The organism is Streptomyces sp. NPDC049687 (genome assembly GCF_044465285.1).
Lineage (GTDB): Bacteria > Actinomycetota > Actinomycetes > Streptomycetales > Streptomycetaceae > Streptomyces.
Window position 1 is genome coordinate 640,397 of sequence record NZ_JBITLN010000003.1, and the last position, 22,195, is coordinate 662,591.

Annotated in this window: 21 protein-coding genes, 1 tRNA gene and 1 pseudogene; 14 read left to right on the forward strand and 9 right to left on the reverse strand. The window is 69.5% G+C overall.

Going from position 1 to position 22,195, the window contains the following annotated elements; all coding sequences use genetic code 11:
• Positions 1-118 precede the first annotated feature (118 nt).
• Positions 119-715, forward strand: a complete 597-nt coding sequence (locus tag ACIBVL_RS12865) for a UTRA domain-containing protein (protein ID WP_399096420.1) — start codon at positions 119-121, stop codon at positions 713-715.
• Between the two features lie 12 nt (positions 716-727).
• Positions 728-1,498: a glycosyltransferase family 2 protein gene (locus tag ACIBVL_RS12870; protein ID WP_399096423.1), complete on the forward strand. Its 771-nt coding sequence runs from the start codon at positions 728-730 to the stop codon at positions 1,496-1,498.
• On the opposite strand, the gene ACIBVL_RS12875 is transcribed toward ACIBVL_RS12870, so the two are convergent.
• On the reverse strand, positions 1,480-1,971 hold the full coding sequence (locus tag ACIBVL_RS12875) for a hypothetical protein (RefSeq protein WP_399096426.1): 492 nt from the start codon (positions 1,969-1,971) through the stop codon (positions 1,480-1,482). The genes ACIBVL_RS12870 and ACIBVL_RS12875 overlap by 19 nt on opposite strands.
• Before the next feature lie 664 nt (positions 1,972-2,635).
• Between ACIBVL_RS12875 and ACIBVL_RS12880 the strand changes: the two genes are divergently transcribed.
• A complete protein-coding gene (locus ACIBVL_RS12880; RefSeq protein WP_399096429.1) occupies positions 2,636-6,658 on the forward strand; it encodes an AAA family ATPase in 4,023 nt (1,340 codons plus the stop codon).
• 149 nt (positions 6,659-6,807) lie between these two features.
• Here the strand turns inward: ACIBVL_RS12880 and ACIBVL_RS12885 are convergent, their stop codons facing one another.
• Positions 6,808-7,083: a hypothetical protein gene (locus ACIBVL_RS12885; RefSeq protein ID WP_399096432.1), complete on the reverse strand. Its 276-nt coding sequence runs from the start codon at positions 7,081-7,083 to the stop codon at positions 6,808-6,810.
• A gap of 201 nt (positions 7,084-7,284) precedes the next feature.
• On the opposite strand from ACIBVL_RS12885, the gene ACIBVL_RS12890 reads away from it, so the two are divergent.
• Entirely contained in the window at positions 7,285-7,812 is a 528-nt protein-coding gene (locus ACIBVL_RS12890) for an MSMEG_6728 family protein (protein ID WP_399096435.1), read from the forward strand.
• A gap of 1,233 nt (positions 7,813-9,045) precedes the next feature.
• On the opposite strand, the gene ACIBVL_RS12895 is transcribed toward ACIBVL_RS12890, so the two are convergent.
• The 4 genes from ACIBVL_RS12895 to ACIBVL_RS12910 form a co-directional block, all read right to left on the reverse strand.
• Complete coding sequence (locus ACIBVL_RS12895; protein WP_399096437.1) at positions 9,046-9,771, reverse strand: hypothetical protein; 726 nt, start codon at positions 9,769-9,771, stop codon at positions 9,046-9,048.
• A 506-nt stretch (positions 9,772-10,277) separates the two neighbouring features.
• A complete protein-coding gene (locus ACIBVL_RS12900) occupies positions 10,278-10,652 on the reverse strand; it encodes a hypothetical protein (protein ID WP_399096440.1) in 375 nt (124 codons plus the stop codon).
• A complete protein-coding gene (locus ACIBVL_RS12905; protein WP_399096443.1) occupies positions 10,646-11,074 on the reverse strand; it encodes an ATP-binding protein in 429 nt (142 codons plus the stop codon). Before ACIBVL_RS12905 ends, ACIBVL_RS12900 begins: the two co-directional genes overlap by 7 nt.
• A gap of 46 nt (positions 11,075-11,120) precedes the next feature.
• Positions 11,121-11,528 (reverse strand): NUDIX hydrolase, encoded by a 408-nt coding sequence (locus ACIBVL_RS12910; RefSeq protein WP_399097223.1) that lies wholly within the window; start codon positions 11,526-11,528, stop codon positions 11,121-11,123.
• Between the two features lie 107 nt (positions 11,529-11,635).
• Here ACIBVL_RS12910 and ACIBVL_RS12915 point away from each other — a divergent pair, with 107 nt between their 5' ends.
• From ACIBVL_RS12915 to ACIBVL_RS12960, 10 genes and pseudogenes are all read left to right on the forward strand, one after another.
• A complete protein-coding gene (locus tag ACIBVL_RS12915; RefSeq protein WP_399096446.1) occupies positions 11,636-12,427 on the forward strand; it encodes a GntR family transcriptional regulator in 792 nt (263 codons plus the stop codon).
• A 170-nt stretch (positions 12,428-12,597) separates the two neighbouring features.
• Positions 12,598-12,954, forward strand: a complete 357-nt coding sequence (locus tag ACIBVL_RS12920) for a hypothetical protein (protein ID WP_399096449.1) — start codon at positions 12,598-12,600, stop codon at positions 12,952-12,954.
• A complete protein-coding gene (locus tag ACIBVL_RS12925; protein WP_399096452.1) occupies positions 12,954-14,330 on the forward strand; it encodes an FtsK/SpoIIIE domain-containing protein in 1,377 nt (458 codons plus the stop codon). The genes ACIBVL_RS12920 and ACIBVL_RS12925 overlap by 1 nt, the downstream gene beginning before the upstream one ends.
• An 84-nt stretch (positions 14,331-14,414) precedes the next feature.
• Positions 14,415-15,041, forward strand: a complete 627-nt coding sequence (locus ACIBVL_RS12930) for a DUF2637 domain-containing protein (RefSeq protein ID WP_399096455.1) — start codon at positions 14,415-14,417, stop codon at positions 15,039-15,041.
• Positions 15,042-15,052: 11 nt separating this feature from the next.
• The gene (locus ACIBVL_RS12935; RefSeq protein WP_037684465.1) at positions 15,053-15,244 is read left to right on the forward strand and encodes a mobile element transfer protein; all 192 of its coding nucleotides are present in this window, start codon (positions 15,053-15,055) and stop codon (positions 15,242-15,244) included.
• Positions 15,245-15,260: 16 nt separating this feature from the next.
• On the forward strand, positions 15,261-15,455 hold the full coding sequence (locus ACIBVL_RS12940) for a hypothetical protein (protein ID WP_399096459.1): 195 nt from the start codon (positions 15,261-15,263) through the stop codon (positions 15,453-15,455).
• Positions 15,456-15,479: 24 nt separating this feature from the next.
• The gene (locus ACIBVL_RS12945; RefSeq protein ID WP_340385349.1) at positions 15,480-15,728 is read left to right on the forward strand and encodes a SpdD protein; all 249 of its coding nucleotides are present in this window, start codon (positions 15,480-15,482) and stop codon (positions 15,726-15,728) included.
• Between the two features lie 159 nt (positions 15,729-15,887).
• Positions 15,888-17,190, forward strand: a pseudogene (locus ACIBVL_RS12950) (replication initiator).
• On the forward strand, positions 17,187-17,375 hold the full coding sequence (locus ACIBVL_RS12955) for a helix-turn-helix domain-containing protein (protein WP_351761975.1): 189 nt from the start codon (positions 17,187-17,189) through the stop codon (positions 17,373-17,375). Before ACIBVL_RS12950 ends, ACIBVL_RS12955 begins: the two are co-directional and overlap by 4 nt.
• A complete protein-coding gene (locus ACIBVL_RS12960; protein ID WP_399096464.1) occupies positions 17,375-18,532 on the forward strand; it encodes a tyrosine-type recombinase/integrase in 1,158 nt (385 codons plus the stop codon). The genes ACIBVL_RS12955 and ACIBVL_RS12960 overlap by 1 nt, the downstream gene beginning before the upstream one ends.
• A gap of 78 nt (positions 18,533-18,610) precedes the next feature.
• Here ACIBVL_RS12960 and ACIBVL_RS12965 read toward each other — a convergent pair.
• The 3 genes from ACIBVL_RS12965 to gyrA all read right to left on the reverse strand — a co-directional run bounded on the left by ACIBVL_RS12965 (position 18,611) and on the right by gyrA (position 22,172).
• A tRNA-Ile gene (locus ACIBVL_RS12965) sits at positions 18,611-18,687 on the reverse strand.
• Between the two features lie 88 nt (positions 18,688-18,775).
• Positions 18,776-19,558 (reverse strand): DUF3566 domain-containing protein, encoded by a 783-nt coding sequence (locus ACIBVL_RS12970; protein ID WP_399096467.1) that lies wholly within the window; start codon positions 19,556-19,558, stop codon positions 18,776-18,778.
• 19 nt (positions 19,559-19,577) lie between these two features.
• Positions 19,578-22,172 carry a DNA gyrase subunit A gene (gene gyrA / locus ACIBVL_RS12975; protein WP_399096470.1) on the reverse strand — a complete coding sequence of 865 codons (2,595 nt, stop codon included), beginning with the start codon at positions 22,170-22,172 and terminating at the stop codon, positions 19,578-19,580.
• Positions 22,173-22,195: the final 23 nt, after the last annotated feature.

Below are 22,195 nucleotides of genomic sequence, written 5' to 3' on the forward strand. Positions count from 1 at the left end.
GCGACTTGCGCACAGCCCGCACGATGCAGGCCCGGCGACTCCTCGGAGCGACCGGGCCTTCGCCGCGCGCGCCCGCCACCGCACGGTGCGAGCACCCGCCGGCGCATAACCTGAGGCGGTGCCCCAGGACTGCGATCGGACCCCCGTCGTCCGCGACAACGGACGGCACCAGTGGGAGAAGGACCGGGCCCGTGCGCCCGGGGCGGTGCGTGCCATGAGCGGAGCGACCGAGCACGACACCGGTCTGCACCCCGCCGACCTGGTCTTTCACGCGGAGTACCGCGAGCTTGCCGCGCCCTGTCCGCTGGCGGAGGCCTTCGGTGTCCCGGCCGGCACCGTGCTCCTGGAGCGCCGCTACCGGACCCGGTACGGCGCCGAGAACGCGCCCTTCTCGCTCGTCGTCTCCTATCTCGTCCGCGAGATGATCGCCGCCAACCCCGAGCTGCTGGACGAGACGAACGAGCCGTGGCCCGGCGGAACCCAGAGCCAGCTGCACACCGTCGGCATCGAGCTGGACCGCGTGGAGGAACGCCTCACCGCCCGCACACCCACCCCAGCCGAGGCCCGGGACCTGGCCCTTGCGTCCGGCGCGCCGGTGATCCTGCTGCGCAAGACGTCGTACGACATCAATGACCGCGTGGTGAACATCGCCGACGTGACGCTGCCCGCCGACCGTACGGAACTGCTGTTCACCACCCGCCTGGAAAGGTGGTGAGTCGGAAAGGTGGTGAACGCCGCAGTGAACCGGCGCATCCTCGTCGTCACCGCTGTGCACGCCCCCTCGGCCCGGTATCTGCCGGAGGCCTGGAGCTCCTTACGCGCACAGGAGCTGCCCGAGGGGTGGGAGTGGCACTGGGTGATCCAGGAGGACGGCACCACGGACGCCGTCGTCCCCCACGTCCCCGACGACGCCCGGGTCACCTTCCGCCAGGGACGCCCCGGCGGGCCGGGAGTCGCCCGGACCATCGCGCTGGCGCACTCCGGGGGCGCGTACGTGAAGGTCCTGGACGCCGACGACCGGCTCACGCCCGGCGCCCTCGCCCGTGACCTGGCCGCCCTCGAGGACGAGCCCGGTCTCGGCTGGGCGACCTCCCGGGTCCTGGACCTGCTCCCCGACGGCTCCACCGTCGGCTTCCCGGGCGATCCCGAGGGCGGGCCGATCGAGCGGGGAGCCGTGCTCGACCACTGGGCGGCCAACGGCTACCTCGCCCAGATCCACCCGGCGTCCCTGTTCGTCCGCCGGGAGCTGCTGACGGCCCTCGGCGGCTGGATGGCGCTGCCCGCGTCCGAGGACACCGGTCTGCTGCTCGCGCTGAACGCGGTGAGCCGCGGCTGGTTCACCCCGGAGGTGGGCCTGCTGTACCGCAAGTGGCAGGGGCAGGCCACGGGCCAGGCCTCGCACGTCGACCCCGCCGAGCGGGAGGCGCGGATGGCGGTCGTGGAGGCCAGGGCGCGGTCTCTGGCCTCCTTCCGCTGGAACTACCCGGCCGCGGGCTGACCCGCGGCTACGGCCATCCAGTGGGCGACCCTGCGCAGGGTCGTCTCGTCCGCCCGGTCCACGAGGGCCTGTACGGCCGTCACGTCGTCCGGTGTGAGGTCGTAGAGGCCGGCCTTGCTCAGGCCCGCCATGAGGACCTGGTGCCGGCGATCCTCCATGCGTTCGGCGAGTTTCGTCGGCCCGGCGGGACGGGCGGGGGCCGGGGTGGGCTCCGGGGTGTCGGGCACGGGAGCGGGGGAGGAGTCGTAGCGGTGCCACTCCCCGTCCTTCGGGCCCCACAGGGCAACCGTCGCCTCCTCGCCCCGCGCCCGTTTGACCTGCGTCATCTCGCCCATCGCGTACAGCACGGGGCCGCGGTCGGGCGATTCGGCGGCGATCCGCCAGGACGCCGAGAGGGGGTCGTAGAACATCGCGACCCAGCGGGGAGCCCCCGGCGGCTGCGGGCTCTGGGGACGGGTCTGTCGGGTCTCCATGGCGCTCACCTTCCCTTCCGTGGCCACACGGCAGGGCGACCATAGCTGACGGACCGTCAGCTAACCAGAGCGCGAGGCACTCCTGTACCGGCGCGATCGCCGCCCCCGCCCGGCCCTCCGCCTTGTCCGCCTGCTCCTTCAGCCCCCGCGGAAGGCCGCCGAGGGCCACGGCATGAGCGATGAACCGGAAGTTCAAGGGCCCACGACATCAGCGATGGGACCGGAAGTTCATCCGGGCGGAGGATCCCGCCCCATGTCCTTGATCCGCTCGTGGCCGGCGGCTCGACGACGTGGTCGTCCGCGCGGCATGCGCACGGGGGGCTCGAGTCTCAGCCAAAGATGATCGGGAAGTGGCCCCGAAAGTGGATCAGAGCGTGAGGGCCGCCGGCCCGGGGTAGCTCAACCCGGTTCGGGAGCCGAGGAGCGGAAAGTGACCGGTGCGCACTGCACACACCATCGCGCACGCCACACCGTTCGGCACCGGTCCCTCCCCTCGTGCGGACCGCTGCCGAACGGTGCGGGTGACGTCGGGCCACGCCCTGGGATCCTGCCAGTTGCGGCTCGCCGCGAGGAGGGGCCCGACATCCGGTCTACGGCGTTACCGCAGGTCAGCCATATAGAGTGAGTTTTCCGGTCCGGATTCACGGTGTGGGGGAAGTAAGGGGTGGAGACCTTGAGTTTCGACTCAGGGGCACGCACAGCCTTCGCGGAACGCCTCGCGCTGCTGTACAAGGAGGCCGGCAACCCGCCGCTCAAGCGCGTCTCCGAGGCGGTCGTCCGACTGCAGCGGGTCGACGAGCGGGGGCGTCCGGTCCGGGTGTCCGCCCAGCGGATCAGCGACTGGCGCCGGGCCAGGAACGTGCCCGCCCAGTTCGCCGCCCTCGCCGCCGTCCTGCACGTCCTGATACCCGACGCCCGGCGTGCCAGGCCCGCCCCGGTCTCCCCCGGCCTCTACGACATGACCCAGTGGCAGCGCCTCTGGGAGCGCGCCCTGGCCGACCCGGTCGCGGCCGGGGAGGCCGCCGCGCCCGCCGAGGAGACCGAGAAGGACCAGTCCCCGGCAGAGGCCGCCGCCGTCCCCGGGAGCGTGTGCCCCTACCGGGGCCTGGCCTCCTACCGTCAGCAGGACGCCCGCTGGTTCTTCGGCCGGGAGCGCAGCACCGACGCCCTGGTCGCCCAGTTGCGCGCGGCCCGGCGCACGGGCGGCCCGGTGATGCTGGTGGGCGCCTCGGGCGCGGGCAAGTCCTCCCTGCTGAGCGCCGGCCTGGTGCCCGCGCTGCGCGCGGGCGCGCTCGGTGACGAGGACGACCCACCACGGGACGTGCTCCATCTGGTGCCGGGCGCCGATCCGCTCGGTGAGCTGGCCGACCGGATTCCCGAGCTCGCACCCCTCACGAAGAGAACCTCCGACCACCCCGGCCCGGGGTCGCCCGAGTTCACTCACGCCGTGCGGGAGGCCGTCAGCGCCTGGGCACGCCGTGAGACGCCCGGACCCGCGCAGGCCGTCGTCATCGTGGACCAGTTCGAGGAGACCTTCACCCTCTGCGCCGACGAGGCCGGCCGCCGCGCCTTCGTGCAGCTGCTGCACGCCGCCGCCACCCCCGGCGGCCCGGGGGAGCGGGCCCCCGTGCTCGTCGTCCTCGGTGTCCGCGCCGACTTCTACGAGCAGTGCCTCGCCCACCCCGAACTGGCCGACGCCCTCCAGCACCGGCACATGGTCCTCGGCCCGCTGACCACGGCGGAGCTGCGCGAGGCGGTCACCGGTCCCGCCAAGGCCGTCGGTCTGGAACTCGAGCCCGGTCTCGCGGAGCTGATCGTGCGGGAGGTCAGCGCCGACGGCCCGCGCGGCGCCCACGACGCCGGCGTCCTGCCGCTGCTCTCCCACGCCCTGCTCGCCACCTGGCAGCGCCGCAAGGCCGGCCGGCTGACCCTGGCCGGCTACCGCGCGGCCGGCGGCATCCAGGGCGCCGTGGCCGCGACCGCCGAGCGCGCCTGGTCCGGCCTCGACCCGGCCGCGCGCACGGCCGCCCGTCTGCTGCTGCTGAGGCTGGTCCGGCTCGGCGAGGACACCCAGGCCACCCGCAGACGGGGCAACCGCCGTCAGCTCGCGGATGAGTCGACGGACCCCGGCGCGACCGAGGACTCCCTGGAGGCGCTGGTGCGCGCCCGGCTGGTGACGCTGGACGCGGAGTCCGTGGAGATCACCCACGAGGCGCTGCTGACCGCGTGGCCGCGGCTGCGCGAGTGGATCGACGAGGACCGCAGCGACCATCTGCTGCGCCAGCGCCTGGAGGAGGACGGCCGGGCCTGGGAGGGCTCCCACCGCGACTCCTCGCTCCTCTACCGGGGCTCCCGCCTCGAACAGGCCCACACCTGGGCCAAGTCCGCCGGCGACACCTTCCTCACTCGCAGCGCGGTGGACTTCCTGGCCGCCTCGGTCCGGCTGCGCCGGCGCACCGTCCTGATCAGCCGGGCGGCGGTGTCGGCGCTGGTCGTGCTGGCGATAGTGGCGGTCGGCGCGGCGGTGGTCGCGTGGCAGCAGCGCAACGACGCCGTGTTCGAACAAGTGGTCGCCGAGGCCGACCGGGTGCAGTACGCCGACCCCTCGCTGTCCGCCCAGCTCGACCTGGTCGCCCACCGGCTGCGCCCCGGTGACGAGGGGGCGCGCAACCGGCTGATCTCGATCGTCAACGCCCCGCTGGCCACCCCGCTCCTCGGACACACCGGCGCCGTCTATCTCACCTCGTTCAGCCCGGACGGCAAGACCCTGGCCACCGCCAGCTACGACCGCACGATCCGCCTGTGGAACGTGGCGGACCGCTCGCACCCCGAGCCGCTGGGCAAGCCCCTCACCGGTCACACCAGCTGGGTGAGCACGGCCGTCTTCAGCCCGGACGGAACGGTGCTGGCGAGCGCGGGCGACGACGGCACGGTCCGCCTGTGGGACGTCCGGAACCCGGCCGCCCCCCGCGCGCTCGCCGATCCCCTGAAGGCCCGCGGCGGCGGAACGGTCTACCTGGCCGCCTTCAGCCCGGACGGCAGGACCCTGGCCACCGCCAACGAGGACGGCAAGGTCCGCCTGTGGAACGTGGCGCGTCCCAGTGCCCCCGGGGCCCTGGCCACCCTCACCGGACACAGCGCCGCCGTACGGTCCGTGGCCTTCAGCCCCGACGGCAGGACGCTGGCCTCCGGCGGCGACGACAACACGGTCCGCCTCTGGAACACGGCCGACCCGCGGCATCCGGTCCGGGTCGGCGCCCCGCTCACGGGCCACGACGGCACCGTCCACTCCCTCGCCTTCAGCCCCGACGGCAGGACGCTGGCCTCCGGCAGCGCGGACGACACCGTACGTCTGTGGAACGTGACCGACCCCGGGCACGCGGCCGCCCTCGGCGCCCCGCTCACCGGCCACACCGGCCCGGTCTGGTCGGTGTCGTTCAACGCCGACGGCTCGATGCTCGCCGCCGCCAGCGCCGACAGCACGGCGATCCTGTGGAACGTCAGCGACCCGGCGTACCCGTCACAGGTCGGCGAGCCCCTCGCGGGCAGCAGCGGCGAGATGTACGCGCTGGGCTTCAGCCCCGACGGCACCACCCTCGCCACCGGCAGCGGCGACAACAAGGTCCGCCTGTGGTCGGTCCCCACCTCGGACATGATCGGCCGCACCGGGGCGTTCCGCCCGGACGGCCGGCTGCTCGCCACGGCCGCCCGCGACGGCCGGGTCCGCCTGTGGAACGTCCAGACCCCCGACCGGCCCGAACCGCTGGGCGAACCGTTCATGGCCGCTGACGGCGGCTACCGTTCCCTGGTCTTCTCCCCCGACGGCCGCACCCTCGCGGTACTGACCGGCAACCGGGCGGTCCACCTGTGGAACGTCACCGACCCGTCCCGTCCGGTCTCCCACGGCCCGCCGATCACCCTGCGCACCCGCTTCACCGGCCCCGACGCGCTCGCCTACAGCCCGGACGGACGCATCCTGGCGACCGGCTACAACGACCGCACCATCCAGCTGTGGAACGTGGGCGACCCCTCCCGCGTCACCCCGTACGGCACCCCCCTCACGGGCCACAAGGGCTATGTCAACTCCCTCGTCTTCAGCCCCGGCGGCAAGACGCTGGCGTCCGGCAGCGCCGACGGCACCATCCGCCTGTGGAACGTGACCGACCCGAGCCGTACGACCCGCCTGGGCAGTCCCCTCAAGGGCCACCTGGGGCCGGTCAACGCACTCGCCTACAGCCCCGACGGCAAGACGCTGGCGTCGGGCAGCGACGACGACACGGTCCGCCTCTGGGACATCACCGACCCCGCCGGGGCCACCCCCCTCGGCTCCCCCCTCACCGGTCACACCGAGGCGGTGGTCTCCCTGACGTTCAACGAGGACGGCAGGACACTGGCCTCCGGCGGCAACGACAACACGGTCCGCCTGTGGAACGTCGGCGTCCCCTCCGACGCCTCCCCCATCGGCCAGTCGATGAGCCCCAACGCCAAGACCGGCAATTTCCTCTCCTTCAGCCCCCACACCCGCATGCTGGGCGTCTCCAGCGGCGCCGACACCGTCCGCCTGTGGAACCTCGACGTCGACCAGGCGATCACCCACATCTGCTCCACCACCCAGAACGTCCTCACCCCGCAGAAGTGGAACGAGTACCTCCCCCGCCTCTCGTACGATCCTCCGTGCACCACCTAGTCTCGGAGTGATCCCGATCACAACTCCCTACTCCGCCCGACCAGTCGCCCCCCACTGATCAATCACCCTTGTTAGCCTTGGCCCAAGCCCGGTCGCTGGTGCATCCCCCGTCGCCAGCGACCGGGCCTTTTCCTGCCCGGGCCGCCTTCTCAGCTGGCTTCCTGGCGCTGCCTGAACTCGTGGACGCTGGCCGTGAGGGTGCCGTCCTGCTGCTCGTAGTGGGACAGGGCGAGGCCGAGGCCGAAGAAAGTGGGAGCCCATTCACCCACGAACAGTCCCCACCGGTCGGCGCGGTCGAGCCCGGTGCCGGGTTCGACTTTGAGGCTCGTCATCCACGCGGCGACGGTGAGGCCGATCGAGGTGAAGGCGGCGATGTAGGCGTGCTCGCTGCGGACGCCCATCTCGTGCATCTTCTTGATGATCATGGGGTTCTCCCGTTCGTGAGGCGCTGCCTATAGCTGGGAGTGCCCCATCCCAGAAAGAACACCCCATTTCACCCAAAATGCCTCATTTTATTAACTTGTCCATTCAACAGGGTGTGGGGTGCACGCGGAAACGTGGTACTCGCGTACTCACGTACGGGAGCCGCTCCCGCCGAGCCCCACGCGCGCCACAGGAACGACAGCATGCAGACCTTCCTGCCCTATCCCGACTTCAGGGCCTCCGCGCAGGCCCTGGACCCTCGCCGACTCGGCAAACAGCGGGTCGAGGCCCTGCAGGTCCTTCGCGGACTCATCGTCCCGGGGTACGGATGGCGCCGTCATCCGGCGGTACGCATGTGGGCCGGCTACGAGGAAGCGCTGGTCCGCTACGGCCTGGAGATCTGCACGGTGTGGCGTGAGCTGGGCCACCGGGACACCTGCGCGGCCACCCTCGTCGCCGATCTGCGAGCCTTCCGCCCCGGCGCCCCGGTCCGCGACCAGGCGTCCCTGGCGAACGCCGACGACCTGCCGCCCTGGCTCGGCGACGCCCCCTTCCACCGCAGCCACCGATCGGCCCTCCTCCGCAAGGACCCGGCCACCTACACCCCGCTCTTCCCCGACGTACCGGACGACCTGCCCTACATCTGGCCGACCTCGGACCGCACACGTGCCAAAAGACCCCCGGACCGATGGTCCGGGGGTCTTCTCGCTGGTGGGGCTAACAGGATTTGAACCTGTGGCCTCATCCTTATCAGGTCGGTCATGGGGTGTCGGCGACGTTGGTCAACCGGCCGTGCCCCTCGGCTGATCGGTCGCGGAGGTTCGGCGCTGACCGCCGCTGTCCGGGGCTGTTGGTGTCAGCTATTGGTGTCAGTCGCCACGAGCAGACTTGACAGATCTACTTTCTTGAAGCCACCGGTTGCCCACCTGATCAATCGGTCGATGGCGCGCCCCGGCACCCGGCGGGTGTGCCTCACCCTCAGGCGGCGTCGTGAGCTAACGGCGCTTCGGCCCACCGCCGAAACGGCCCTTGTAGATGCCCACGGGCTGGCGCGTGCGACGGGTATTCGCGAGGGTCGTCCGTTCCCGGGCTGCCGCCACGGTGGACCGGGCTTCTCCCGTAGAGCCCATGCCAGCTGTATGAACGGGCGGACTGACAGCTACCTGCTGTAGTAGCGCTGTCGCCCCGTGTGCGACGGCGCTCATCTGGCGCCCTTCGCGCCATCCCACGAACACCCCGACGCCAAGCAGGAGAGTTCCCGCTCCAGCGAATATGACGATCAGCGTAAGCGACATGATCTACCCACCTGCAGCTAGCCAGACTGAATAAGTACCACAAGAAACGACAGCAACGAATAGCCCAATGGTTATGCCCACGTAAGTGGCGGACGGGGTTTGATCACCAAGAGCGCTCAGCCGTTCACTGAAACCGATGCATGGAATTCCCAGCACCAATACCGCGCCCAACGTGATCGCGCGAGCATGAGGGCGACGATGAACCTCGCTTGTCAGAAGATCTACGCCTCCACCGATCATGATCACGATCCCGGCCAATAGGAACTCTACTCCTCCAAAGATACGGGACGCCGTCTTGTCGCCGTCGCCGGTGATCAGCGACCAACAGACAACAATCAGTGACAGTACGGTGACCCCCAAGGACCACACGATTACACGGGTCCAAGGTTGCCGTTGGTCCCGACCCCCATAGGTCACTGAAGCCATAGTGCTCACCTGCGAACAGTGATTCCGACTATCCCGTCACGTCGACAGTACGAGTGAAACGCTCAGCTCGCACCTTGAGTATCCGTGGCCAATTCAACTGTGTTGCCGCGCAGTTACCCGCGCAGGGCGTCGGTGAGTCGATGGAATCTCAGGGGCCAGTCAGCCGTATTCGATCTTGAAAACCGTCGCGGCAGCGATCGTCGTTGGGTTGGCGTCGAAGGCGCCGGACGGCCTGGGGAACGATCACTCGGCGGGTTCGTACGGCGCTTCCGGGTTATCCGGTCCTGTCCAGAGAGCCAGAGTCCGAATCGGGGCATCGTGCTGGGCGCCCGGGCCCCACCCACCCACCACCTGCACCCCGCGAATCGGCTTCATCGGCCCCTGCTCCGATCTTGACTGGAGCGCAACGTACAAAGGGTCGGGCATCACCGGTCGCTTCAAGGTCAACCACAGCGGAAAGTTCTGCATGGCTTGCTCGTCCGAACTCGCATGCAAGGAGACCTTCAGCTGCGCTGTGCCTTGCCCAGGTGCGGGCGCAACCACGTCCAGCTCCGGTCCGGTTTGACGCGGCGGCCCTCCCAGCAGGGGCAGGCCGTGGAGGTCGAAACAGTTGATGCTGGCGATGTGCCCGCCTGCTGCATCGTTCAGCTTGGGACCGTAGACCGGCGGAGTTCGATTCGTCTTTCCCTTGCCGTAGTACACGTGGCATTGGCCGGAGTAGTGCAAAGAGAGCTTGGCTTCACCCGGATCGACTTCGCACTGATACTGCTGTGTCACGGTGGTGGAAGCGTTCGGCGGAGCATCGAATATGACTGCTCTGGCCTTCCAGCCCTCTTCAAAGTACGGCCGGATGTAGAGACTTGGGTCGCCCTCCGACCAGGAGATGTGCGCCACGAGTGCGAAGTCGCCGTTGTATGGCGAGACGATTCGGATGCTGTTCACGGGCTTCTCGTGACGAGTCTGGGTCATCTTCCACCACCTGGTTGGGGAGGGCGAACAGGCCAGTAGGTGCTACGCGCTGGCCCAGTTCACCTGGTTTTCGCAGCCGGTCTTCGCCGAGGTGTGACTACGAGGTCGGCGGAGCGACTTTGGCCGGGAGCTGCTTTGGCGCGAGTGATCATGGCCCCGTAAGCTTCCGGCGCGTCGGGCAGTCTGTGGACCTGCCCGGTAAAGCACGACGTTGGGGCCATGATCTTAGAGGCTCGCGCCAAAGTGGCTGGCTAAAGTCGTGGAGCCGACCGCCCCAGCCACAACGTGTTCTGACCTCACGCTCTTGTGTGCCTGCTTCTTGGGCGGGCGGGGGTCGTCGGCCGTGCCGAGCGGGGCGGAGACATGAGCGCGGGCGCGGACGGCGGCCCCCGCCCGCCCGGAGGAGCGAAGCGACGACGGGTGCTTGAACCAGTAGAGAAAGTTGTAACGCAGTCGGGTGTCTGAGGCCTTATCCGGTCCCGGCAAATGTTTGACAGCCGCTCAGGTTATGAGGGTTTGAAGGCGTAGGCACACAGGGGGAGTTCTGCGCTCTGGCGGTAGGCGAGCGGCAGGAAGAGCACTGGTCGGACCGTCCAGGTGATGCGCGTGCTGACGTGTGCGATGGACACGGTCCAGGGTTCACGGCGGAGGAGTGCTCGACGGGTGTCGATACGGTGGTCGTAGAGCCGTTCCCATGCTTCCGCGCTGGCCGCTGCATCGAGTGCCGGCGAAATGGTGCGGAGGATCGTCGCCACCCAGTTGTTCGCCTCCACAGCGGAGTACGCGTCGTAGGACCCAAAGAGCGCCGGTGCTTGTCGCCCATCCAGGTTCTGTGTCCAGCACTCGCACCAGAAACCGGGGCCGGTCGTCGTCCTCAGCACAGGTGCCCTCCTCGTCGTACGTTCGTGAAGAGCTCCGCGGTGACCGTGTGGCCGGCCTCGCTGTCTTGGACGACGACCCGGTGAGCGATCGAGCTGACCATGCCGAGTCCGCGGCCGCCCTCTGCGTCGTGGTCCTGGTGCTCGATCTTCGGGGCCGTGCCCGTGCCTCCGTCGTCCGTCACCGATACCGCGACCACCTGGGCAGATACCGCGAGGGCCAGGTGAAAGCTGCCCTGGTCCCGGCCGCTGGCCGTGTGGAGGATCGCGTTCGCGCTCAGCTCGCTCACGATCAGCTCGGCGTCTTCGGCGAAAGGGGAGCCGCGCAGGATGTCACGGGTCCAGCGGCGGGCCCGGCTGACCTCTTCCGGGAAACCTGGGCAAGACAGTCCCCAGACTCGCGCTGTACTCGTATACTCGTGCATACAAGTTCCTTCATGCTGGTAGGCCGCCATGTGCAGCGGGTTCGGGCTAGACGAGTTTCACGCCGTCGTGGGCGCGGATGGCCGGCGGGGACGCCGCGTCCAAAGCGTCGGTGACGCGGATCGCGTACGCCTCGTCGGCGAGTTCGGAGACTTCTTCACGGGTCACCCAGCGCAGTGCGCGGGTCTCGTCGCCGGTCGTGAGCGTGCCGTCGGCCGCCTCGCAGCGGAAGACCAGCGAGACGATCAGGCCCGTCATGTTCTTGTAGACGCCGGTGAGGGTCGCGGGAAGGGCGATTTTGACGCCGGTCTCTTCGAGGACCTCGCGCTGGAGGGCTTCGGGGATGGTCTCCTCGCGTTCGAGGACACCGCCCGGAGGCTCCCACTTGCCGTTGTCCCGGCGCTGGATCAGGAGGGCCCGGCCCTGGTCGTCGACGACGACCCCGGCCACGCTCACGGAGTGCGGGCGTTCTGTGCTCACGTTCCTCGGCCCTCTCGGATGGCTAGGCTCTCCACCGTAGCAACAACACTCGCCAGCTCGTCTAGATATCTAAAGGAGTACACGTGAGCCCTTCTCTTCCTTCGGGCCTCCTCGGTGATCTCGACCCCACGAGCGATCGTGCGGTCTTCCGGCAGATCGCCGACCAACTGCGCGAAGCCATCGACCGTGGACGGTTCCGGGAGGGCGAAAAGCTGCCTTCAGAGGCTGAGCTGGTGGACCACTACGGGGTATCCCGGATGACCGTCCGCAACTCCTTCTCCGTCCTCCAGGGCGAGGGCCTGGTGCACGCCGAGCACGGCAAGGGCGTCTTCGTCCGACCACGCCCGCCCGTGCGGCGCCTCGCGTCCGACCGGTTCGCCCGACGGCACCGTGAACAGGGGAAGTCCGCGTTCATCGTGGAGGCGGACGCGGCTGGCAGTCACCCACAGGTCGACAGTCTTGAGGTGAAGGAAGAAAAGGCCAGTCAGGACGTCTCCACCCGGCTCGGGTCCGTGCGGCGGGTCCTCGCCCGGCGGCGCCGGTACCTCCTCGACGGGCGGCCGGTCGAGTTCGCGACCTCCTACCTGCCGCTCGACATCGCACGCGGAACGCAGATCGCCGAACCCAACCCCGGCCCCGGCGGCATCTACGCCCGTCTCGAAGAGCTGGGCCACCGCCTCGACCGCTTCGAAGAGGAGATTCGCGCCCGGATGCCCTCGCCCGCCGAGGTCAAGACGCTCCACCTGGCGGCCGGCGTGCCCGTCATTCACCTGATCCGGACCGCCTTCGACACGGAGGGGCGGCCTGTGGAGGTCTGCGACACGGTCATGGCGGCGGATGCGTACGTGCTGTCGTACCAGCTCCCGGCCACGTGAGTGGGTGAGGGGTGGTGGGGCCCGGGGGACGCTTCTCCGAACTCGTACACCCCAACAGGCATACTCGTATAGACGAGTGGGCAAGTTGTGTGGCAAGGTAATCGTCGTGAGCCCGAGAGATCGGGCTCTCAGATCGCATCTTGTATAGACGAGTAGATGGGAACGCAGCCTTGCGTAGCATCCGTGTTGAGACCTCCGCCGCGACGATCCTGCTGACGGAGGCCCCCGAGCCGAAGGTCCGCGACCGGCAGACCGGCGAGATCGCCAAGGACGCCGTGAGCGGTGAGGCGCTGATGACTATCGGCGTCGTCTACATCGAGGACGGGGAGTCATCGCTGATCAAGGTCACCGTCCCTGAGGGCGGTGTCTCCGAGGGGCTGAACCTCGGTGCTCCGGTCTCGCTGCCGGGCCTCGTCGCCCGGCCGTGGGAGTCCGTTTTCAACGGGCAGCAGCGTCACGGCATCGCCTTCCGCGCCGCTGCCGTCACCCCGGCCGCCTTCCCGGCCGCCATGGGGGCCACGGCCTGATGACCGACCTGACGACGCTCCTGGAGGTGGGTGGTCCCCTCGCCGCGCTCGGCGGTGGGGCCGCCTACACCCGGGCCAACCACCCGGCCCTGTACTGGTCGGCGGTCGGCGGTCCGATATCCACCGTCCGGCTGCTCAGCTCGTACGCCTCGGTCATGGAAGCCTGCGGCCTGACCGTGGCCCCGTCTCGACTGCGCGTCCTCGCGGTCAAGGCCACCACCCGACGCGAGGTACGACCCGTACCGCCCCGGCGGGGCATCATCCGGCCCACCTCAACCGGGCTGCGGCTGCGGCTCCGCCTCGCTCCGGGACAGGAACCCGCCGACTTCGCCGCATCGGCCGAACGGCTGCGGCACGCCTGGGGCGTCCACGCCGTCTACGTCACCACCGTCAAACCTGGTGTCGTCGAACTGCGGCTCGTCGGCTTCGACGTCCTGCGCAAGGTGCGGATGCCTCGCAAGACCGATGCCGGGCTCCTCAAGGTGCCGGTCGCGCTGCGGGAGGACGCCATGCCCTTCGTACGCGACTATCGGGCCGTGCCTCACCAACTCACCCTCGGCGCGACGCTGTCGGGGAAGTCCATGTACCTGCGGCATCTCGTTTCCGGGCTCGCCCGTCAGAACGTCGCCCTGGTCGGCTTCGACTGCAAGCGCGGTGTCGAGCTGACCCCGTTCGCCCCGCGCCTGTCCGCCCTCGCCACGGAGCCGGATGAAGTCGCGGAGCTGCTGCCGGTGCTGGTCAAAGAGATGGAGGACCGATACGACCTGATCAAAGCCCGGCAGGGCATCGCCCCCAGCACCCCGGACGAGGAGATCACCTCGGACATCTGGGGCCTGCCCGAGAGCGAGCGGCCCGTGCCCGTCGTCCTGTTCGTGGACGAGGTGGCCGAACTCTTCCTCGTGGCAACGAAGAAGGACGAGGAACGGCGCGACGAGATGGTCACTCAGCTCATCCGCCTCGCTCAGCTCGGTCGCGCGGCCGGCATCTACCTCGAAGTCTGCGGGCAGCGCTTCGGCGCCGAACTCGGCAAGGGCGCCACCATGCTCCGGGCCCAGCTCACCGGCCGCGTCTGCCACCGCGTCAACGACGAAGCCTCCGCCAAGATGGCCTTGGGCGACATCGCCCCGGAAGCGGTCTTGGCCGCCTGCGCCATCGCCCCTGAGCTGCCCGGCCTCGCGGTCGCAGGGGACACCTCCGGCGGCTGGTCCCGCATCCGCACCCCGTACCTTTCCCTCGGCGACGCCGCCGACATCTGCCAGGAGACGGCCCACCTGGTGCCCGACCTGTCCGCGCTGAAGCCCTTCCGGCCCGCCATACCCGTACGGACCGTTGAGGCCCCCGTTCCGGCCGTCCAGCCGCGCCCCTTGACCGACTGACACCCCTGCCCTCCCCGGTCGGCGTGACCACCTCGCGCCACGTCCCTACCCCTCCCATGCCACCAACCGGAAGGAGCCGCCATCATGCGCGCCCAACTGGCCCGCCTCGACGCGGTGCTCGTACAGGCGCTCATCGCCGCCGCGCTGTCCTTCGCCCACATCCACGACATCGCAATGGCCGCCGGACAAGACGGCTGGAAAGCCTGGGCCTACCCCGTCTCGGTTGACCTGCTGCTCGTCGCCGCCTGGCGTCGACTGCGCTCCGGCACAGGAAAGACGGCGGCCTGGTGCTGGTTCGTCATCGCCATCACCGCCTCCCTCGGCGCGAACGTCGCCACCGCCGGCCTCCTCGACCTCGCCGACGTACCGGCCTGGCTCCGCATCCTCGTCGCAGGCTGGCCCGCCGTCGCCTTCCTCGGCGGCACCCTCCTCGCCCACTCGACACCCCAGACGGCCCCGGCCGCCGAAGTCATCGAGGACCAGGTGGACGACCCCGAACCCACACCTGAGCCGCCCGCCCCTGACCTGCCCGCCATTGAGGCACCCCAGGAGCCCCCGCCCGTCCCGGTCCCGGCCGCCCTCATCGACCACGCCCGCAAGGTCGCCACCGAGCACCGCACCCGCACCGGTTCCCCGATCGACACCCCGACCCTCCGGGCCCGCCTCGGCGTCCCGGCACCCATGGCAGAAGCAATCGCCGCCCACCTCTGAAAGGAAGCCCGATGCCCGCGAACCGCCGCTTCCGCAACGTCACCCGCATCGGCCCCGTCCAGGTCGGCACCGCCTACGACCACCGCGGCCGCGAGAAGCACACCGCCGCCTGCACCGCCCCGCGCTGCAACTTCTCCGCCGACTACGACAGCCGCGCCGCCGCCGAACTGGCCGCCCGCACCCACCGCTGCCCCGTCCGCTGAAAGGACCCTGCACCCCGTGACCCTCAACCTCCCCCTCGTCGTCGTCCTCGGCTTCTTCGCCTGGGCGGCCGTCAAGTACCTCGGCGTCCGTACCTGGATCGTCGTGCTCATCGCCCTCTTCGGCTTCTGGCTCTCGCACACCTTCCTCGCCCCCGTCATCGAGTCCGGCATGCGGTCCGGCGTGACCGTCATAAACGGCCAACACATCTAGACGAGTAGACAGGAGATCGCAGCCGTGTTCTTGCCCAAGTACCCGGACAACCCCACCCCGCAGCCCACCCACACCCACGCGCCCACCGACCCGGCCCCAGCTCGGCGTCCCGCGCTCCCGTCGGTCTCCATCGATCAGAAGACCGTCGCGGCCGTCCTCGTCGGCGGAGTCGTCCTGACCGCGCTCCTGGCTGCCGTCGCCGTCACGGCCATCTCCGTGGCCGTCGCCGCCGTGGTCCTGCGCTCCCTGCTCCGCGACCACCACCGTCGCTGACCAGCGGTCCGGCCTCCGGGGCGGCATGACACGCCCAAGCATCCACCGCCCCGGCGGCCGCCCCTCCCGACCAGTGCCCGTCAGAAGGAGATCGCCATCTTCGCCTGCCCCACCCCGCCCCCACTGCCCGAACTCAGCAAGCTCGCCTCAGACGGCTCACTGCCCGGTATCCTCCGGCAGCTCTCCGGGCTGGGCGGCTGCACCCACCCGATCCGCCTGGACGGCCACCGCACCGAGTACGACGTCGACACCGCCACCGGTGAGATCGGCCGTATCCTCCAGCACCTCGACTCGACCACCCTCCCGGCCGGCCAACTCCTCGTCCGCTGCAACAACCGCCGCACCACCCGCTGCCCGGCCTGCTCCGAGATCTACCGCCGAGACACCTTCCAACTGATCACCGCTGGCCTGCGGGGCGGCAAGGGCACCCCCGAACACGTCGCCACCCACCCCCGCGTCTTCGCCACCTTCACCGCCCCCAGCTTCGGCCCCGTCCACAACCGCCCGTCCACCGGCCGCCCCTGCCGCTGCGGCACCCACCACGCCCAGGAGGACGAGACACTCGGCACCCCGCTCAACCCGGACACCTACGACTACGCGGCGGCCGTCCTCTGGAACGCTCACGCTGGCCTCCTCTGGCGGCGCTTCTCCATCCACCTTCGTCGGGAGGTCGCCAAGCGCGCGGGCCTCCCACAACGGCGTCTCCGCGACCACGCCCGCGTGTCCTCTCGCCAAGGTCGCCGAGTACCAGAAGCGTGGAGCCGTCCATTTTCACGCCGTGATCCGCCTCGACGGCCCCGGCGGCGGAGACACTCCGCCCCCGGCCTGGGCCACCGCCGAGCTGCTCACCGACGCAATCACCGCCGCCGCATCCAAGGTCCGGGTCGACGGCCCGACCCTCGATGGCCGCACCCACACCTTCACCTTTGGCCGCGAACTCGACGTCCGCACGATCCGCTCCGCCGACTTCAACGACGGCCAGGAGCTGACCGAGCGCGCCGTAGCGGCGTACATCGCCAAGTACGCCACCAAGGGCGCAGAGACGGCCACGGGAGCTCTCGACCGCCCCCTGAAGTTCGCCGCCGAACTCGCCCAGCTCGACATCAGCGACCACGCCCGCCGCCTCATCCGAACCGCCTGGACCCTCGGCGCCCGCAAGGAACTGGAACACCTCCGTCTGCGGGCCTGGGCTCACATGCTCGGCTTCCGCGGCCACTTCTCCACCAAATCCCGCCGCTACTCCACCACCCTAGGCGCCCTCCGCGACGCCCGCGCCGAATGGCAGCGCGCCCAGACAGGAGCAGCCACCACGCCCGAAACGACGTACGTCCTCGCCCACTGGGCCTTCGCCGGCACCGGCCTCTCCGACGCCGAAGCCTGGCTCTCCGCCAGCCTCCACGGCGACGCGCAGCCGACGACCGCGCAACCCACCATCTCCCCCACGGAAGGAGCCGCAGCTTGACCACCGCCGCCCCTGAACTGCTCACCGTTCCGGAGGTCATGACCCGGCTCAAGGTCGGCCGCACCAAGGTCTACGACCTCATCCGCACCCGGCGCCTGGTCTCCATCAAGGTCGACGGATGCCGCCGTATCCCGGACGACGCCGTACGCGACTTCGTCCGCCACCAGATGGGAGAGGCCGCCTGATGGCCAAGAGGCGTCCCAACGGCGGGGGAACCATCACCAAGCGCAAGGACGGCCGCTACATGGGCCGCGCGTACGTCACCGACACCGACGGCAACCGCGTCCGCAAGACCGTCTACGGCTCCACCTGGGATGACGCGAACGAGAAGCTCGGCAAGCTCCAGGACCAGGAGCGCAACGGCATCCCGGTGCCCTCGCGCAGCTGGACGCTCGGCGAGTGGCTGCCGTACTGGCTGGAGCACATCGTCAAGCCGGAACGGGAGCACAACACGTACGCCAAGTACGAGTCCAAGGTCCGGCTCTACCTGCTGCCCCACCTCGGCAAGAAGCCGCTCACCAAGCTGACGCCCGCACAGCTCCGCGCTCTCATGGCCACGCTGAGGCGGGAGGAGGTAGGCGCGGCCACCCGGTTCGAGGTGCTGCGCGTCCTCCGTAACGCCCTCAACCGGGCCATGCGCGAAGAGCTGCTCACGCGCAACGTGGCGCTCCTGGTCGACATGCCCAAGGTCGCCAAGGACAAGGGCACGGCGTGGAGCGCACGGGAAGCGATCACGTTCCTCCGCTCGACCCGGGCGCACCGCCTCTACGCGGCCTGCGTCCTGGTGCTCGTCCTCGGCCTGCGCCGTAGTGAGGTCCTCGGCCTGCGCTGGCAGGACATCGACTTCGAAAACGGCCGGTTCACCCCGGTCAAGCAGGTACAGCGGGAGAAGGGCGTGGGCCTGGTCCTCAAAGACCTCAAGACCGAATCCTCACAGGCCGTGCTCCCCCTCCCCGAGTTCTGCGCCCGCGCCCTGGAGGAGCGCCGGGAGCTCCAGGAACTAGAAAGGAAGATCGCCGGTGACCACTGGCACCAGCCCGAAGACCACGACCTGATCTTCTCCTCAGAGCACGGCGGCATGATCGACCCCACCGGCTTCTCCCGGACCTTCGATCGCCTCGTCAAGCGCGCCGGCGTCCGCCGGATCACCGTCCGGCTCGCCCGGCACACCTGCGGCACCCTGCTCGCCTTCCTGAAGGTGCATCCCAAGGTCGCTCAGGCGATCCTCCGCCACAGCCAGATCAGCATGACCATGGACGTGTACACGCACGTCGTGGGGGACAGTGAGCGGGAAGCCGTGACGATGCTCGCAGAGCTGCTCGAAGACCCGTTGATCGGCTGACCGCAGCCGTCCGCCCCCGTTGGTGTCAACCCTGGGTGTCAAAAGACCCCCGGACCGATGGTCCGGGGGTCTTTTCGCTGGTGGGGCTAACAGGATTTGAACCTGTGGCCTCATCCTTATCAGGGATGCGCTCTAACCAACTGAGCTATAGCCCCGCCGCGCTCTGCGGTGTGTGTCCCGCGCGCTGACTCCTGAAGATTAGCGCACGACCGGGGCAGTCCCAAAATCGATAGTCGGTGCAGCTCACTCGTCCTCGGCGAGCGTGAGCTCGACGCCGCCGACGAAGCCCGCGGAGAGGTTGTAGATGAACGCGCCGAGCGTCGCGAGGGCCGTCGCGAGGACCACGTCGATGACCGCGATGATCGACGTGAACATCAGGACGTGGGGGAGGGAGAGGAAGGACTGCAGGTCGAAGCCGTTCGACTCGTTGGAGCCGGTCGCTTCGGAGATGGTGCCGCCCACCGTCGAGAAGACGCCCATCGCGTCCATGACCATCCACAGGACCGCCGCCGCGACGATCGTGCAGATGCCCAGGGCGATCGACAGCAGGAAGCTGACCTTCATCACCGACCAGGGGTCCGCCTTCGCCACCCGCAGCCGCGCCTTGCGCACCCGCGGCACGGTCCGCACGCCGGCACCGGTGCGAGGACGCCGTACGGCAGCGGTGGAGGTGGCGGCCGCCGCTGGCTGTGACGGGTAGGCCTGCGGCGGGTGGTACGGCCCGGCGGGCTGCTGCGGCTGCCGTTCGCCGGGCAGCGGTGAGGCAGGCTGCTGGGCCTGCTGACCGCCTCGGGTGTCCGTCACGGTTCCCCCCTGGGATCCCTTGGATCCTTGCGTTTCGGGCGAGGAGGAGTCGGCCGCCGACGGCTTGATCGCCTTCAGCTGGGTCGTGTGGGTGTCCGCCACCGGCCCTTCCGCGCCCCGCGCGCCGGTCGTGCGCGCGTCCCCCTCCGGCGCGGCGGAGCCACGGCCGCCGCCGTTCTTGTCCGTGCCGGCAGACGTACCGGCGCCCGTGGCTCCGCTCACGATGACTCACTCCTCGTGCCTACTCGGCCGAGGGCGCCTCACCCTCGTCCGTGCCGATGGTCGCGGCGCCTTCGACGGTCTCGTCCACGGCGTCCCCGCCGTCGACCTCTTCCGCCTCGCGCCCCGCCTCGGCGTTACGTGCGATACCCACGACGGCATCGCGCTTGCCCAGGTTGATCAGTTGGACGCCCATGGTGTCACGGCCCGTCTCCCTGATCTCGTTGACTCGCGTACGAATCACACCGCCCGACAGCGTGATGGCGAGGATCTCGTCGGTCTCCTCGACCACCAGCGCGCCGACGAGCGAACCGCGGTCCTCCACGATCTTGGCGGCCTTGATACCGAGGCCTCCGCGACCCTGGACGCGGTACTCGTCGACAGCGGTCCGCTTCGCGTACCCGCCGTCTGTGGCAGTGAACACGAACGTACCCGTTCGAACAACATTCATCGAGAGGAGCTGGTCTCCCTCGCGGAAGCTCATGCCCTTGACACCCGAGGTGGCACGGCCCATGGGCCGAAGGGTTTCGTCCGTGGCCGTGAAACGGATCGACTGCGCCTTCTTGCTGATCAGCAGCAGATCGTCGTCGGCCGAGACGAGTTCGGCACCGATCAGTTCGTCGTCTGAACCGTCCTCCGTCTCACGGAGGTTGATGGCGATCACACCGCCGGAGCGGGGCGAATCGTAATCCTTCAGCGGCGTCTTCTTCACCAAGCCGCCCTTCGTGGCGAGCACCAGGTACGGCGCCGCCTCGTAGTCGCGGATGGCGAGGATCTCGGCGATCGCCTCGTCCGGCTGGAAGGCGAGCAGGTTCGCGACGTGCTGGCCGCGCGCGTCCCGGCCGGCGTCCGGAAGCTCGTAGGCCTTCGCCCGGTACACCCGGCCCTTGTTGGTGAAGAACAGCAGCCAGTGGTGCGTGGTGGAGACGAAGAAGTGGTCGACGATGTCGTCTTCCTTCAGCTTCGCGCCGCGTACGCCCTTGCCGCCGCGCTTCTGGGCGCGGTAGTCGTCCGCCTTGGTGCGCTTGACGTAGCCGCCGCGCGTGACGGTGACGACGATGTCCTCCTCGGCGATCAGGTCCTCGATGGACATGTCGCCGTCGTAGGGCACCAGCATCGTCTTGCGGTCGTCGCCGTACTTCTCGACGATCGCGGCGAGTTCCGCGCTGACGATGCCGCGCTGGCGGACCGGCGAGGCCAGGATCTCGTTGTACTCGTTGATCTTCGCCTGGAGCTCGTCGTGCTCCTGGACGATCTTCCGGCGCTCCAGGGCGGCGAGCCGGCGCAGCTGCATCTCGAGGATCGCGTTGGCCTGGATCTCGTCGATCTCCAGCAGCTCCATCAGGCCCGTGCGCGCGATGTCGACGGTGTCGCTGCGCCGGATCAGCGCGATGACCTCGTCGATGGCGTCCAGGGCCTTCAGCAGGCCGCGCAGGATGTGCGCCCGCTCCTCGGCCTTGCGCAGCCGGAAGCGCGTACGGCGGACGATGACCTCGATCTGGTGCGTCACCCAGTGGCGGATGAACGCGTCCAGCGAGAGGGTGCGCGGGACGCCGTCGACCAGCGCCAGCATGTTGGCGCCGAAGTTCGTCTGCAGGTCCGTGTGCTTGTAGAGGTTGTTCAGGACGACCTTGGCGACCGCGTCCCTCTTCAGCACGATGACGAGACGCTGCCCCGTACGGGAGCTGGTCTCGTCGCGGACGTCCGCGATGCCGCCGATCTTGCCGTCCTTCACCAGGTCGGCGATCTTCTGCGCGAGGTTGTCGGGGTTCACCTGGTACGGCAGCTCCGTCACCACCAGGCACTGGCGGTTCTGGATCTCCTCGACCTCGACGACCGCACGCATGGTGATCGAGCCGCGGCCCGTGCGGTACGCCTCCTCGATGCCCTTGCGGCCCACGACGAGCGCGCCGGTCGGGAAGTCGGGGCCCTTGATGCGCTCGATGAGGGCGTCCAGGAGCTCCTCGTGCGAGGCCTCCGGGTTCTCCAGGTACCACTGGGCGCCGGCCGCGACCTCGCGCAGGTTGTGCGACGGGATGTTGGTCGCCATGCCGACGGCGATACCGGCCGAGCCGTTGATCAGCAGGTTCGGGAAGCGCGCGGGCAGGACGGTCGGCTCCTGGGAGCGGCCGTCGTAGTTGTCCGTGAAGTCGACGGTCTCCTCGTCGATGTCACGCACCATCTCCATCGACAGCGGCGCCATCTTGCACTCGGTGTACCGCATGGCCGCCGCCGGGTCGTTGCCCGGGGAGCCGAAGTTGCCGTTGGAGTCGACGAGCGGCATGCGCATCGACCAGGGCTGCGCGAGGCGGACCAGCGCGTCGTAGATGGAACTGTCGCCGTGCGGGTGGTAGTTGCCCATGACGTCGCCGACGACGCGGGCGCACTTGTAGAAGCCGCGCTCGGGGCGGTAGCCGCCGTCGTACATCGCGTACAGCACCCGGCGGTGGACGGGCTTGAGGCCGTCCCGGACGTCCGGCAGCGCACGCGAGACGATGACGGACATCGCGTAGTCGAGGTACGAGCGCTGCATCTCCGTCTCGAGCCCGACGGGCTCGATGCGCATGGCGATGTCGCCGCCCTCTTGAGGGGTGACGGGAGTGTTCTCGTCGGTCATTGCTGGTGAGGATCCTTTCCGGT

Bases quoted from the DNA above. Each gene is read 5' to 3' on its own strand.
- ACIBVL_RS12875 (WP_399096426.1), bottom strand. From the start codon at position 1,971: ATGGAGACCCGACAGACCCGTCCCCAGAGCCCGCAGCCGCCGGGGGCT.
- ACIBVL_RS12885 (WP_399096432.1), bottom strand. From the start codon at position 7,083: ATGATCATCAAGAAGATGCACGAGATGGGCGTCCGCAGCGAGCACGCC.
- ACIBVL_RS12890 (WP_399096435.1), top strand. From the start codon at position 7,285: ATGCAGACCTTCCTGCCCTATCCCGACTTCAGGGCCTCCGCGCAGGCC.
- ACIBVL_RS12895 (WP_399096437.1), bottom strand. From the start codon at position 9,771: ATGACCCAGACTCGTCACGAGAAGCCCGTGAACAGCATCCGAATCGTC.
- ACIBVL_RS12905 (WP_399096443.1), bottom strand. From the start codon at position 11,074: ATGCACGAGTATACGAGTACAGCGCGAGTCTGGGGACTGTCTTGCCCA.
- ACIBVL_RS12925 (WP_399096452.1), top strand. From the start codon at position 12,954: ATGACCGACCTGACGACGCTCCTGGAGGTGGGTGGTCCCCTCGCCGCG.
- ACIBVL_RS12930 (WP_399096455.1), top strand. From the start codon at position 14,415: ATGCGCGCCCAACTGGCCCGCCTCGACGCGGTGCTCGTACAGGCGCTC.
- ACIBVL_RS12935 (WP_037684465.1), top strand. From the start codon at position 15,053: ATGCCCGCGAACCGCCGCTTCCGCAACGTCACCCGCATCGGCCCCGTC.
- ACIBVL_RS12960 (WP_399096464.1), top strand. From the start codon at position 17,375: ATGGCCAAGAGGCGTCCCAACGGCGGGGGAACCATCACCAAGCGCAAG.
- gyrA (WP_399096470.1), bottom strand. From the start codon at position 22,172: ATGACCGACGAGAACACTCCCGTCACCCCTCAAGAGGGCGGCGACATC.